Source organism: Variovorax paradoxus (assembly GCF_022009635.1).
Lineage (GTDB): Bacteria > Pseudomonadota > Gammaproteobacteria > Burkholderiales > Burkholderiaceae_C > Variovorax.
Window position 1 is genome coordinate 7016867 of sequence record NZ_CP091716.1, and the last position, 14013, is coordinate 7030879.

The window sequence follows — 14013 nt, forward strand, 5'->3', positions numbered from 1 at the left end:
GTGCGCCACCTCATGAAAACCAAGTTCCGACCTCGCGTCCCCCACCTTTCCCGCCGCACCATCGCCCTGGGCGCAGTCGCCTTCATCGCTCTTCAGGCCTTCGCACCCGTTGCCGCCACGGCCGCCGACGAAGCGGCCGGTTTCCCCACCAAGCCGGTGCATATCGTGGTTCCGGTGGCCGCGGGCGGAAGCGCCGACAAACTCACGCGGCTCATCGCGCAGGGCCTGACCGAGCGCTGGGGCCAACCGGTGGTGGTCGAGAACCTGGCCGGTGCCAGCGGCACCATCGGCGCGGCCCGCGTGGCCAAGTCACCGGCCGACGGCTACACCCTGCTTCAGCAGGGCGAAGGCCTCACGCTCAACAGCATTCTTTTCGAACGTCTGCCGTATGACAGTCAGAAGGCCTTCGCCCCGGTCATCAAGGCGGTCGTGAACCCGCAGATCCTGGTGGTGAACCCGCAGACCGGCATCACCGATTTCCGCACTTACCTGGCGCGTGCCAAGGCCAAGCCCCAGTCGATCAGCCTCGGCCTGCCCGGCAACGGCGGCATCGCCCACGTGGCGCACGAGATGATTTCCCAGGACACCGGCGCGCTGGTCAACTACATCCCCTACTCCGGCGGCGGCCCGGCCACGCTCGATGTGCTGGCCGGCCACGTGGACGCCACGCTGATCACCCTGGCCGCGGTGACCGACCACGTGCGCGCCGGCAAGCTGCGCGCGCTGGCGGTGACCACGCCCTACCGCAGCGCCGCCCTGCCCGACGTGCCGACCATGGCCGAGGCCGGCCTGCCCGGCTTCTCCGTCGAGAGCTGGCAAGGCTACTTCGCGCCCGCCGGCACGCCGGCCGCGGTGGTGACGAAGATCAACCGCGACATCAATGCCGTGATCGCCGCGCCGGAGACCCGCGCGAAGCTCGAAGACATGGGCTTCAAGCTGGCCGGTGGTACGCCTGCGGACATGGGGCGCACGCTGGCAGGGGAGCGGGTGCGATATGCGAAGACGATTCAGACGGCGGGGATCACGCTGCGCTGACCCCCTGCGTCGGCGCGGAACGCTACCGGACGCGCTGGGCATGGATCGAGCACCGGCATAGCCATGCCCCGAGGCAAGTCCGGACTCTCATTGGCCTCCACAATTCGTGCAACGGCCATGTGCGGCACACCCGCACGCACAGCGCGCTCTCCAGCGTGCCGCGCTCTCATACCTGCACCTCGCCCCAAACCACATGCACAGCTTCTGGCAGGCCTTCACCTCACTGGGTGACAGCGGGTTTCTCTTGCCTGCCGGGCTGCTCATCGCGTTGTGGCTCTTCCTTGACAAAGGCTCGGGCACAGCCGCCCTGCGCTGGGTTCTGATGTTCGGTACCTGCGGCCTCATCGTCATGCTGTCGAAGATCGCCTTCATGGGCTGGGGTATCGGCAGCGCAAAGCTCAATTTCACCGGCTTCAGTGGTCACACTGCCCTAGCGACCAGCGTATGGCCTGTGCTGTCATGGATGGCTATGCCGCAGGTGGCGCAACGCAGGCGGCTGATCGCCGCGTTGCTGGGCTGGTGCGTGGCCATCAGCATTGGTATCTCGCGCCTGGCACTGGAGGTGCACTCGAACTCGGAGGTCATCGCGGGTGCCGCGCTGGGCACCACCGTCAGCGCCGGATTTTTATGGTGGCACAGCCGGCCAATTTCGCCTCTTCGAGGCAGGCGCTGGTCATTGGTTGCTGCTGTCATTCTCCTTGCAGTGGTTTCGCAAGGAGATCCTGCGCCGACTCAAGGCGCGCTCGAGGTTATGGCTGCAAAGTTGGCAAACCGGGAGCGCCCCTACACCCGTAACGAAATGCTGGCCACCTTCCCAGGCTGATCAGTTGGGTAGGCATCGACGAAATGCCTGCCGTCGCCTACTGCTTGACGTGAGCATTGGCCGATGAGTCGGCCGGCGCCCTCTGCGCGGCCGCCGCCGCTTCGGCTTCCTTTTCCTTCTTGTTGGCCATATGCCGCCCAACCACGCAGCCGCCCGCGGCGCCGAGCAGGCCGTGATGCCCCGCGACGTGGCCGCCCACGCCGCCCACCACGGCCCCCTTGATGCAGCCCTTTGCGTCTGCGGCGCCGGCCATGGTGAGAAACGCGACAGCGGTAGTCGCAGCGAGTAGAGCAAACGAGGTCTTCATCACAGGTCCTTGTGTTGTGTTTGGCGATTTGGAACCAGTCACGCTAGCTGCTTCCGAAGCTCGCAGCGTACGCGCCGGGAACCTCCGTCTGTAGGCGCGTTTCGGCTTTGCCCGCGGCTCGGGTCTGATGGGTCGTGCCGACCTTCGAAGATTGGACTCACCCAGCGCTTTCCACGCCCTAACAGGCTGCTGAAATACCTCTCCCACCAGTCGGCGCGTGACAGGCCTCAGGCGTTGGAAGTTGACACCTCCGACAGTTGCAACCAAGACCCCAGACGATGCGCGGCGCCGACACCTTCACCGAGAGCTTATTCACGATGCGCCGCCTGGAGGACTTCGTACCCGCGAATCACCCGCTGCGTCCGATCCGCGCAATGGTCAATGAAGCGCTGCTCAAGATGGACAACCTGTTTGCCGGCATGTATGAGGCCGACATCAAGGGCGGGCGCCCCAGCATCGCACCCGAGAAGCTGCTGCGCGCGATGCTCTTGCAGATCTTCTTCAGCGTCCGCTCGGAGCGCCAGCTCATGGAGCAGACCCAGTACAACCTCTTGTATCGCTGGTTCATTGGCCTGGCCATGGACGATGCGGTCTGGGTTCCCAGCGTCTTCACCAAGAACCGCGAGCGCCTGATCGAGCACGACGCCATCATCGAACTGTTCAACCACATCGTCGAAACAGCTGGTCGCAAAGGCTGGCTATCGGGCGAACACTTCAGCGTCGATGGCACCCTCATCCAGGCGTGGGCCAGCCACAGGAGCTTCGTGCGCAAGGACGGCGGCGACGATGATGATGCGGGCAACAACTCGACCGGTAGCACCAGCTTCAAAGGTCAGACCCGCAGCAACGACACCCACGCCTCGCGCACCGATGGCGATGCGCGGCTGTACCGCAAGGGCAAGACCGCCAGTGAGTTGCGCTACATGGGCCATACCCTCTCGGACAATCGCCATGGCCTGATTGCCAACGCGATGGTCACACAAGCTGACGGCTTTGCCGAACGCGAAGCGGCCAAGGTCATGATCAATGATGCCCGGCAAGCGGCCGCGAGTCCGAAGGCCGAGGTCACGCTCGGTGCGGACAAGGGCTACGACGCGCAGGAGTTCGTCCAGGCATGCCAGGACATGGGCGTGACACCGCACGTGGCCCAGAACACTTCAGGTCGGCGCTCCGCGGTGCCCGACGCCATTGCTGCGAGCGAGGGCTATGCGTTGTCGCAGCGCAAACGCAAACTGATCGAGCAGGGCTTCGGCTGGGCCAAGACGGTGGGCGGAATTCGTCAGGTGATGGTGCGTGGGCTCAAGCGCGTTGACCATCTGTTCGTGCTGACGATGACGGCCTACAACTTGACGCGCATGCGTTCGCTGGGACAAATCCGTCCTCGGACACTCTGAGGCACCCAAAGGTCAGCAAAACGGCCTCGAGTCAGCGAAAACGGCTTCCGAAATCGCTGCTCGACGCACTATGTGAAAAGCAAATCCTCACAGAAGGAGAAGGCTCGCTTCGAACGGGAGTATTTCCGCATCCTGCTAACGCTCACCAGCTATCCGTACCAGTGGGCGGCGGTGACACCGCCGTCCATCAGAAAGTCGCTGCCGGTAACAAAAGCGCCATCCGGGCCCATCAGGAATGCACCGAGTGCGCCTACCTCGTCGGGTGTGCCGGCACGGCCTGCCGCCGAGCCTTCCAGCATGCGGCGATACCCCGCACCGCGTGGCCCGGCCAGTTCGTCCTTGGCAAGCGGCGTGACGATGATTCCCGGACTGATGGTGTTGACCCGCGCGCCGCGCCGGCCCCAGCGCACGGCTTCCGCCATCACGCGCAGCGCATTGCCACGCTTGGAGATCTGGTAGGCGTTCAACGGATCGGACACCTGGTCCGGCTGCAGCATCGACAGCGACAGCAGTTCGTCCGTCGGCGTGGTTGCGAGCGCCTTGTCCTGTTCCGGCGTCAGTGCTGGCAAGCGGTGGCCTGACATGGATGCGATGACGACGCCGGACCCGCCACGCGCAATGACATGGCCGAACGACTCCAGGACCAGCGCGGTGCCGTAGAGGTCCACCGACAGGATGGTCGCCGGCGATGCCTGACTGGGCGAGACGCCCGCCGCATGGATGACGCCGGTCACGTCTCCGAGGTCAGTCGCCGTCTTGACGAGGGTCTCCACCGAAGCGCGGGACGAGACATCGACTGTGGCGGTTGTGACCTCGAAACCCGCCTCGCCGAGCACCAGTGCCGCAGTGTCTGCATTGGCTTGGCGCAGATCGGCAAGCAAGACGTGCTTGCCCGCGCTGACGCGGCGAGCAATGGCTTGCCCGATCGATCCGGCTCCGATGACGACAATGACCTGGGTCATGATGATTCCTCAATCCCTACGAGTTTCTGGCGCTTCGAATGAGACCCGGAGGGGCCGCGTGCCCTTGCGATTGCGATCGCGATTGCGGATCCACTCGACTTCATGAGGCCCATCGGCCTCGGCCGCATCGAAGAAGGTCACCCCCTCGTCGTAAGCCCGGCGAATGATCCTGATCATGTCGGGTCGGCTCGGCACGGTCGTCTTTCACAGGTCGAGTCGCCGTTCGCTCATCCATTTCACGATGGCCGGGTCGCGGTGCGAGAAGAAGCTGCTCGCGGCGTTGTCGAGCGTTGCAATCTCGGCCATGTCCACGACGGTGAGCTCGAAGTCGAAGACGTCCAGGTTTTCCTGCATCCGCTCCTTGCGCACCGACTTCGCCAGCGCCACGATGCCGCGTTGAACCAGCCAACGCAGCACGACCTGGCCCACCGACTTGCCATGGCGTGCGCCAATGCCGAGGAGACGCTCGTTCTGGAAGAGGTTGTTGCGGCCCTCGGCGAAAGGCGCCCACGCCTCGGCCTGCACGCCGTTGTCGCGCATGAATGTCGCACTGTCGGCCTGCTGGTGAAAGGGGTTGACCTCTATCTGGTTGACGGCCGGAGGAATCTCATTGAAGGCCACGATGTCCATCAGGCGGTCCGGCTCAAAGTTGCTCACGCCGATCGCACGCAGCTTTCCGGCTTTGCAAGCTTCCTCCATCGCCCGCCATGAGCCATGCACATCGGCGTACGGCTGATGGATGAGATAAAGATCAAGGTAGTCCAGCTGCAACCGGCGCAGAGACTTGTCGATGGCCGCGCGGGTGCGTTCGAAGCCGGTGTCCTGCACCCACAGTTTGCTCGTGACGAACAGATCTTCGCGCGCGACTGCGCTTTCGCGCAGGCCCTCACCCACCGCCGCTTCGTTCATGTACGACGCCGCCGTGTCGATGAGGCGGTAGCCGGATTCGATGGCGTCAACGACGCTGCGCCGGCATTCCTTGGGGTCCGGTATCTGGAAAACGCCAAAGCCGAGGATGGGCATCTGGATTCCGTTGTTCAGGGTGACGTGTTGCATGGCGTTCTTTCGGGTGTTGAGGCGCGTTCGTCATCGACGATGCTTCTTCGATGAAATCAGGTCGCAAGCGACGGCATGCGGTCCATTAGCTTGTCGAGCGTGAGCGGGTAGTCGCGCAGGCGCACGCCGGTCGCGTTGTAGACAGCATTGGCGACGGCGGCACCCACGCCGCACAGGCCCAGCTCGCCGACACCCTTGGCCTTCATCGGCGAGGAGATCACATCCGCTTCGTCGAGAAAGATCACGTCCTGGTGCGGAATGTCGGCATGCACCGGCACCTCGTAGCCCGCCAGGTCGTGGTTGACGAAGAGGCCGAACCGCTTGTCGACTGCAAGCTCTTCCATCAGCGCGCCCCCCACGCCCATCGTCATCGCGCCGATCACCTGGCTGCGCGCCGACTTCGGGTTGAGGATTCGCCCCGATGCACACACCGCGAGCATGCGCCGCACACGGACTTCGGCGGTGTACGCATCGACGGCCACCTCGACGAAGTGCGCTCCGAAGGTGGATTGCTGGTACTGCTTGCTCAGCTCGCCGAATTCGATCGTGTCTTCGACGACGAACGCGGCGTCGCCCGCCACCTCGGCCAGGGAAACGCTGCGCCCACCGGCGCGCACCGTGCCTTCGGAAAACACGGCGCCTTCGCCCGGCAGGCCGGCGCGCTGCAGCACGGCCTCGCGCAGCTTCACGCAGGCGGCATACACCCCGGCGGTGGAACAGTTGGCGCCCCACTGACCGCCGGAGCCGGCGGACACGGGAAACGCCGAGTCGCCCAGCCTGACCACGACGCGTTCGAGCGGCACGCCCATCATCTCGGCGGCGGTCTGCGCAATGATGGTGTAGCTGCCCGTGCCGATGTCCGTCATGTCGGTCTCGACAGTCACGACGCCGCGGCCGTCGAGCCGCACGCGGGCGCCCGACTTGGTGACCTGGTTGTTGCGGAAGGCCGCCGCCATGCCGATGCCGATCCAGTTGCGGCCTTCGCGCCGCATCGCCGGCCTGGCGCTGCGCTGGGCCCATCCGAAGGTCTTCGCCCCCAGGCGCATGCATTCGACAAGCTGCCGCTCGGAGAAGCGACGCTCCGGCCTGGCCGGATCAACCTGCGTATCGTTCAGTACACGGAACTCGATCGGGTCGAGGCCGAGGCGCTCGGACATCTCGTCCATCGCGATCTCCAGCGCCATCAGCCCTGGAGCCTCACCCGGCGCACGCATCGCATTGCCTTCGGGCAGGTCGAGCACCGCAAGTCGCGTTCCCGTCAAGCGGTGCCCGGCCGCATAGAGCCATTGTGTTTGCTGCACCGCGTTCTCGGGCTTGCCGCTGACCAGGTTGCCGGACCAGCTCTCGTGCCCGATGGCGGTCAGCTTTCCCTCCCTGGTCGCTCCGAGCCGGATGCGCTGGATGGTCGCAGGGCGGTGCACCGTGTTGTTGGCAATGAGCGGGCGCTGCAGCGCGACCTTGACCGGACGCTTCGCAACCCGGGCGCCGAGCGCCGCCAGCACCGTATCCGCTCGCAGGAACAGCTTGCCGCCGAAGCCGCCGCCGACGAACGGGGACATCAGGTGGATCCTGTCCTTCGGCATGCCCAGCGTGGCCGCCAGGTCGGAAACCGTCCAGTCGATCATCTGGTTCGACGTCCAGATCGTGAGCCGGTCTCCTTTCCAGGCGGCAGTGGTCGCATGCGGCTCCATCATGGCGTGAGACTGATCGGGCGTACTGTAGGTCTGGTCGAGTTGCACCTGGGCACCGGCGAATGCGCCGGCGAAGTCGCCGACCCTGCTGTCGCGATCGGTCGTCTTCGCCTGCGATGACTTCGCTCCGGCGAGATCGAACGCGCCTTCGGCCCGCGCGTAGTTCACCTCGAGCAGTCGAGCGGCGGAACGCGCCTGCTCGAAGGTCTCCGCGACGACGCATGCGATGGCCTGGTGGTAGTGGTCCACGCTCGGCCCGCCCAGCAGCCTGGCCGTGTTGAACTGACCCTTGCCGAGCTTGCCCGCGTTCTCGGCGGTGACGATGGCAATCACCCCAGGGGCGGCCTTCGCGCGGGTTTGATCGATGGAAACGATGCGCCCCTTGGCAATCGCGGCACCCACGATGTATCCGTACGCGGCCTCCGGCGCCGCGTCGTGCCGCTCGTAGGCATAGGGCGCGGTACCGGTGGTCTTGAGCGGCCCGTCGACGCGGTCGACCGGCTTGCCAACGACCTTGAGTTGATCGATCGGGTTGATGGTGGCGGGGGAATCGAATTTCATGGCTCAGCTCCTTGCGTCCGTCAGCACCGCGTCAAGGGTGCGCTCCACCAGCGTGACCTTGAATGCGTTGTGCTCGGTCGGGCGCGCATCGGCGAGCAAAGCGGCGGTGACGGCCTTGGCGCCGCGCGGAAACTCGCGCTCGGCGGCCTCGATGCGCCACGGCTTGTGCGCCACGCCGCCGAGCGCCACGCGGCCGGTGCCGTCGCGCTGCACGATGGCCGCGACCGACACCAGCGCGAACGCATAGGACGCGCGGTCGCGTACCTTCGTGTAGACCTGCCGGCCGCCCACCGGCGCCGGCAGCCGCACGGCGGTGATCAATTCGCCGGGGGCCAGCGCGGTTTCCACCTGCGGCGTTCGGCCGGGGAGGCGATGGAAATCCGCGATCGGGATGGTGCGTCGCGCGCCGTCGGGCCGCAGCGTCTCGACGGTCGCGTCGAGCGCGCGCATCGCCACCGCCATGTCGCTGGGGTGCGTCGCGATGCAGGCGTCGCTCGAACCGACGATCGCGTGTTGCCGGTTCACGCCATCGATGGCCGCGCAGCCGCTGCCGGGCCGGCGCTTGTTGCAGGCCATGTTGGTGTCGTAGAAATACGGGCAGCGCGTGCGCTGAAGCAGGTTCCCGGCGGTCGTCGCCTTGTTGCGCAACTGGCCCGATGCGCCGGCAAGCAGCGCACGCGACAGCAGGCCGTAGTCGCGCCGCACGGCGGCATGCGCCGCCAGGTCGGTGTTGCGTACCAGTGCGCCGATCCGCAAGCCGCCGTCATCCGTCGACTCGATGCGATCGAAGCCCAGACCGTTCACGTCGATCAGGTGTGTCGGCGTCTCGATCTCCAGCTTCATCAGGTCAAGCAGGTTGGTGCCGCCGGCGATGAAGCGAGCGCCTTGCCTGCCTGCCGCGGCAGCGACGGCTTGCGCGGGCGAACTCGCCCGTTCGTAGCTGAAGCTTTTCATGCTTTCGCTCCGGCATTCCCGCCTGCAACCTCGGTGATCGCGTCGACGATGTTGCTGTAAGCCCCGCAGCGGCAGATGTTGCCGCTCATGCGTTCGCGCAACTCGGCCGGCGAGAGCAGCGGCCGGGCGGTCAGGTCGCCGCTCACATGGCTTGGAACACCTTGGTCGATCTCGTGCAGCATGCCGACGGCCGAGCAGATCTGGCCCGGGGTGCAGTAGCCGCACTGGTAGCCGTCGTGCTTGACGAAGGCAGCTTGCATCGGATGCAGGTGGCCGGGCTGGCCCAGGCCCTCGATGGTCACGACGTTGCCTCCTTCATGCATCACCGCCAGCGTCAGGCAGGAATTGATTCGCCGACCGTCGACCATGACGGTGCAGGCACCGCACTGGCCGTGGTCGCAGCCCTTCTTCGTACCGGTGAGGTGCAGGTGTTCGCGCAGCGCGTCGAGCAGGGTTGTCCGGGTATCGAGCACCAGTTGCTGTTGCCGGCCGTTGACGATGAGGCTCACGGGCGTTGCCGCCGGCGTGCCGGTGGTGCGTGCAGTCGCGGCGCCGGCCGTGGACGTGCCGGCCAGCGCCGGCACGGTGGCGGAAGCGGCGCCGGCCTTCAGCAGGCCGCGCCGGGAAATCTGCAAAGCATCGTGGCTCGTCATGGGTATTCCTGTCCGAGATGAGGCGGTTGACCGGATGGGTCGGACAACTTTAGGCCGCGGCCCCTCTCGAAACTAGGCGTCGAACGGTTGTCGAACTGACAAGCTGCACTTGATAATGATCTTTTCGAGAGGGCCCGATGCCGATCAACGAGTTGCGTTCCATTGCCACTTTTGTGAAGACGGCCGAACTCGGCAGCTTGCGGCAAGCCGCAGCCGCACAAGGCATGACACCGCAGGCGGCAAGCCAGGCGCTGGCCCAACTCGAGAAGCATCTGGGAGTGCGGTTGTTTCATCGCACGACCCGCCGAATGTCGCTGACGGATGAAGGCCGGCATTTCCTCGAGGCTGCGCAAGCGCCTTTGCTCGGTATGCAACGCGCGCTGGAAACGACGCGGCAAGCCAAGGACGGCATCGCGGGTCCGCTGCGTGTGGTGGGTCCCCTGTCGGTCTTCACGCCGGTGCTGTGGCCGCTGCTGGACACCTTCTGTCGCCGATACCCCGAAGTCCAGCCCGATGTGCAACTGGACGACCGCATCGGCAACTGGGTTGAAGACAGGGTCGACGTGGGATTTCGCATCGGCCCGTCGCCGATGGACGGCGTGATCGGGCGGCGGCTTTTCACCTTGCAACTCATCGTATGCGCGTCGCCTGCCTATCTTTCGCAGCACGGTGTGCCGGAGAGCCTCGGTGCCCTGTCCACTCACCGCTGCAGCGCCTTTCGCAACCCCGGAACAGGCCGCGTACTGCCGTGGTACGTCAAGAACGGAAACGAGCTGGTCGAGCATCAGGTCGTGCCCGCCCTTACCGTCAACGATGAGGCGCTGGAAACCGAAGCGGTGCTGGCGGGCCATGTGATCGGTTTGCTCACCAGCGTGGCGGCCGCGCCGCACATCCGTGCAGGGCGACTGGTTCCGCTGCTTCTCGAGCATGTCGCGGACAAGTCGGGGGTGTTCGTCTACTACGGAAACCGCACATCGTTGCCGGCCCGCGTCCGTGCGTTCATCGACGTCGCGATCGAACTGCTGGCCGACAACCCGGCTTACGTGCTCGGCGCCGATGAACTTGCCCACGCGCAAACGGCTTGGCGAAGTTCCCAGACCTTGGGCTTTGATTCGACAGGTTCCTGAAGCTGGATTGCCGGGTTTGCGGAGGCAGACCGGTCTGGGCACTTTCTGCGCAGGGTGGGTCCGCCATCGTTTGGACTCCGATCAAGGGCGCGAGCCCGTGCGGGGCTTCTGAGCAAACTCGCCACACGCCCGGCCGATGCGGCCAAAGCCGCCATCGCCAGGCCCCAGTGCACCGCACTGTGGGATGGCAGCAGCCCGAACATCAAGCTCATCAACAAGCTGCCGAGCGTCAACCCCGTGAGTCGGGCTGTGCCTTGCGCGCCACCGGCCGCGCCGCTGCGCTCCTTGGGTGCCGAGAGCAGCATGTTCTGGTTGTTCGGTGTCTGAAAGAAGCCGAAGCCCAGGCCGGCGAGGCCCGTGAACACGGCGATCGGTAGAACCGGGTCTGCATGCATCGGTTAGTGGCTCGCGCCGCACGCGAAGCGCCCGGCGTTCGCCTGCTGCGCGAGGGACTGCTCGATCTGGATGTCGGCGTTCTCGGCCGACCTCTAAATGAGCCACGTCAGTAAAGAAGATGTGGGCGCACATCCGCACTGAGAGCAAGAGATGCCAGCAGCGCAGCCGCGCTCAGGCCGCGAGCCGCCTCCCGCCACCCTGCCAGACAGCAACGCCATACAGTTCCTCCCCGAAGTCCGCCGGCACGTCGGCCCGCGTACGCGCCTCGTGCAGCGTGAGGTCGGCATGCAACAAGTCTTCGCTGATGCGGCGCACCACGGCGGGCACGTAGCCGCGGATGCTGGGCACGTCGCCCAGCGGCAAGCCGACGGTGGCGAAGCCGCCGGGGTTGTAGACATGGATGTCGCGCAGCCACGGTGCGGTGCCCGGCGTCTTCTCGAGGAACTCGAGCCCCGCGCCCAGGTAGGGCGCCGCGCCCAGTTCGTCGTCGCGCTCGTCGGGCGCCGGCTGGTAGCGGTCGCGCCAGCGCAGAACCAGTTGGGCGATGCCGGCCAGCTCGGGCCGCTGCGACAGTTCGTGCGTGTAACCGGTGCCCGCGATCACGAAGTCGAAATGAAAACGCTCGTCATGCACCGATGTCACCACCTGGCCGTCCTGCACCTGCGCGCCTTGCCACGGCGCGCTCAGGTGCAGATGGAAGTTCGGGAATTTCAGCACGCGCTGCACCGAGTCCGTCGGCGGCGTGGTGCCCAAGCGGCGGTAGCGCGCCGCATGGTGCCATCGCGTGGCATCGGGCAGCGACAGGTAGTTGTCATACAGGCCCGGGTAGCCGCGCACGCGCGCCACCGGCGTCGCGGGAATGTGGTCACGCCGAACGAACAGGTGCACCGCGGCCGCGCCGCTTTCCAGCGCCACCGCGGCCGCATCGAAGGCCGAGGCGGCACCGCCGACGACAGCCACCTTCTTGCCCGCCAGTGCGTCGAAGTCGATCGCATGGCCGGTATGGGCAGCAAGGCCCTGGTTCACGGCGCCCGACAGCAGTTCGGGAACAAAGGGCGCGCCGCTGCCGGCCACGCCGTTCGCGAAGATCAGTTTGCGTGCGGTTTCCGTGCGCGTCTGGCCGTCCACTTCGAGGTGCAGCCTGAAATGCGGTACCGCCGCGCTCTGCACCGGCTCGAAGCTCGCGAGCCGCGTGCCATAGCGCACCGTGGTGCCGGTGATGCCGCGGAACCAGTCGAGGTACGCGGCCCAGTCGGTGCGCCCGATACGGTCGATGGCGGCATAGGCCTCCTGGCCGTGCCGTGCCTCGTACCAGGCCTGGAAGCCCAACGCCACGACGGGACCTTCGGGACCGACCAGGTTCTTGAGCGTGCGCAGCTTGTGCATGCGCGCCCGCGTGAGCCACACGCCCGAGCGCGAAGCGTCGGGTGCCGCGTCGATCACGCTCACGCCGCCTACGCCCGCGCGCTGCAGCGCGAAGGCAAAGGCGCTGCCGGTCTGGCCGCCGCCGACGACCAGCACGTTGTGGTCAACGCCTTCGTGCGCGGGCACCCAGTTGGCGGGCGCAGGGCCGAGCAGGCGCAGCGCTTCGAGGGCTGAACGGTCCGGATTCGGGGGCGACGCAGAAGTCATGTGCTGGCCTGATCCACAGGACGTGGACTGAAGAAGAAATGCGGGCCCCGAAGGGCCCGCGAAGGCTGCCGTCGTCTGGCGGCCGGGAGACACTCACCCTCCAGGGCAAGAGCAGCCATTCTTGACGAGCGGACGCACCGCGCGAAGCTCGGAAATCGCATACGTTGATTCGATTTCCTTCTTTGCGATTCGCTCGCCGCGGCGGTGGTCCATCCCGCCTCCTCGCATATGCATGCGCGGTTTTCTTCGTTGATGACCCGGATGGCGCTTCCTACGATGCGTGCCTCCCAACACTTCCGAACGCTCCCGTGCCGGAGCGCGCCGCCATGTCCATCGAGCCGTCTTCCAACCTTCCCGCCACTACTGTGCCTTCGAGGCGCCTGGCGCTCAAGACGCTCGCCTCGTTCACGGCGGTAGGCGGCCTCGGAGCCCTCGGCCTGGCCGGCTGCTCGCGCGACGAAGGCAAGAGCGCGTCGGCCGGCGGCCCGGCCGTGGTGAAGCAGGCCGGGGAGAAGGTCGCCTTCAAGTACCCCGACAACCCCTCGTTCGACCTGATCTACCTGGCCGACCAGCTGGGCTACTTCGAGGGCACCAACACGCGCCCGCAGTACGTGGGCAAGATCGCCGCGCCGCAGATCATTCCGCTGGTGGGCACGGGCGAGATCGACTTCGGCAGCCGCATGGTGCCGCTGGTGATCTCGGCCATCGCCTCCGGCGCTGACCTGAAAGTGGTGGCCGCCGGCGGCAAGACGCTGCAGGAGGCGCCGCACATGAAGTACTTCGTGCGCAAGGACTCGGGCATCCACACGCCGAAGGATCTGGAAGGCAAGACCATCGGCTTCAACAGCTTCGGCGCCTGCGCCGAGTTCGTCACCAAGAAGTACCTGCGCCAGCACGATGTGGACGTGAGCAAGATCAACTTCGTGGTCATCCCCGACGAGCAGGCCGAGCAGACGCTGGTGACGCGCAACACCGACCTGGCGATCATCCACGCGCCCTTCTCGGGCCGTGCCGACAACGCCGACCAGCTGGTGCGCCTGTGGAGCGACTTCGACCTGGACGGCGGCCTGGGCGGCATGGCGCCCTACAGCGCCCACGGCCGCTTCATCCGCGAACACCCCGAGGCGGTGCGCGACGTGGTCACGGCGCTGGCCAAGGCCGGCAACTGGGTCAATGCCAACCCCGAGGAGGCGCGCAAGCTGGTAGCCAAGCGCATCAACATGGACCTGAAGAACGTGGACCGCTTCGCCTACGTGGACGACCTCGTGGTCACCGAGCCGCCGATCCAGTACTACGTGGACATCCTGCAGTCCGAAGGAAAGATCGCGGCGGGCAAGGTATCGGTGAAGGAGGTCTACACGAACGAGTTCAACCCCTACGCGCAGAAGCAGCCCGCGCAACCCACCGCGAAGACCTGAGCCG

At 66.1% G+C, this 14013-nt stretch carries 12 protein-coding genes; 5 read left to right on the forward strand and 7 right to left on the reverse strand.

Features of this window, described 5'->3' with window-relative positions; all coding sequences use genetic code 11:
* The first annotated feature begins 12 nt into the window (after positions 1-12).
* A complete protein-coding gene (locus tag L3V85_RS32945) occupies positions 13-1035 on the forward strand; it encodes a tripartite tricarboxylate transporter substrate binding protein (protein WP_237676767.1) in 1023 nt (340 codons plus the stop codon).
* Positions 1036-1228: 193 nt separating this feature from the next.
* Positions 1229-1858: a phosphatase PAP2 family protein gene (locus tag L3V85_RS32950; protein ID WP_237676768.1), complete on the forward strand. Its 630-nt coding sequence runs from the start codon at positions 1229-1231 to the stop codon at positions 1856-1858.
* Between the two features lie 37 nt (positions 1859-1895).
* Here L3V85_RS32950 and L3V85_RS32955 read toward each other — a convergent pair whose 3' ends face one another.
* Positions 1896-2165 (reverse strand): hypothetical protein, encoded by a 270-nt coding sequence (locus L3V85_RS32955; RefSeq protein ID WP_237676769.1) that lies wholly within the window; start codon positions 2163-2165, stop codon positions 1896-1898.
* 278 nt (positions 2166-2443) lie between these two features.
* On the opposite strand from L3V85_RS32955, the gene L3V85_RS32960 reads away from it, so the two are divergent.
* Positions 2444-3559 carry an IS5 family transposase gene (locus L3V85_RS32960; protein ID WP_237676770.1) on the forward strand — a complete coding sequence of 372 codons (1116 nt, stop codon included), beginning with the start codon at positions 2444-2446 and terminating at the stop codon, positions 3557-3559.
* A 149-nt stretch (positions 3560-3708) separates the two neighbouring features.
* Here L3V85_RS32960 and L3V85_RS32965 read toward each other — a convergent pair whose 3' ends face one another.
* The 5 genes from L3V85_RS32965 to paoA all read right to left on the reverse strand — a co-directional run bounded on the left by L3V85_RS32965 (position 3709) and on the right by paoA (position 9436).
* Entirely contained in the window at positions 3709-4521 is an 813-nt protein-coding gene (locus L3V85_RS32965; protein WP_237676771.1) for an SDR family oxidoreductase, read from the reverse strand.
* A 204-nt stretch (positions 4522-4725) separates the two neighbouring features.
* The gene (locus tag L3V85_RS32970; protein WP_237676772.1) at positions 4726-5577 is read right to left on the reverse strand and encodes an aldo/keto reductase; all 852 of its coding nucleotides are present in this window, start codon (positions 5575-5577) and stop codon (positions 4726-4728) included.
* Positions 5578-5633: 56 nt separating this feature from the next.
* Positions 5634-7829 (reverse strand): aldehyde oxidoreductase molybdenum-binding subunit PaoC, encoded by a 2196-nt coding sequence (gene paoC / locus L3V85_RS32975; RefSeq protein ID WP_237676773.1) that lies wholly within the window; start codon positions 7827-7829, stop codon positions 5634-5636.
* 3 nt (positions 7830-7832) lie between these two features.
* Positions 7833-8783 (reverse strand): FAD binding domain-containing protein, encoded by a 951-nt coding sequence (locus tag L3V85_RS32980; RefSeq protein ID WP_237676774.1) that lies wholly within the window; start codon positions 8781-8783, stop codon positions 7833-7835.
* Positions 8780-9436, reverse strand: coding sequence for an aldehyde dehydrogenase iron-sulfur subunit PaoA (paoA, locus tag L3V85_RS32985; RefSeq protein ID WP_237676775.1), 657 nt, complete (start codon positions 9434-9436; stop codon positions 8780-8782). Before paoA ends, L3V85_RS32980 begins: the two co-directional genes overlap by 4 nt.
* A gap of 137 nt (positions 9437-9573) precedes the next feature.
* Between paoA and L3V85_RS32990 the strand changes: the two genes are divergently transcribed.
* Entirely contained in the window at positions 9574-10563 is a 990-nt protein-coding gene (locus tag L3V85_RS32990) for a LysR family transcriptional regulator (RefSeq protein WP_237676776.1), read from the forward strand.
* Between the two features lie 567 nt (positions 10564-11130).
* On the opposite strand, the gene L3V85_RS32995 is transcribed toward L3V85_RS32990, so the two are convergent.
* On the reverse strand, positions 11131-12591 hold the full coding sequence (locus tag L3V85_RS32995) for a SidA/IucD/PvdA family monooxygenase (RefSeq protein ID WP_237676777.1): 1461 nt from the start codon (positions 12589-12591) through the stop codon (positions 11131-11133).
* A 326-nt stretch (positions 12592-12917) separates the two neighbouring features.
* On the opposite strand from L3V85_RS32995, the gene L3V85_RS33000 reads away from it, so the two are divergent.
* Complete coding sequence (locus L3V85_RS33000) at positions 12918-14009, forward strand: ABC transporter substrate-binding protein (protein WP_237676778.1); 1092 nt, start codon at positions 12918-12920, stop codon at positions 14007-14009.
* Positions 14010-14013 lie beyond the last annotated feature (4 nt).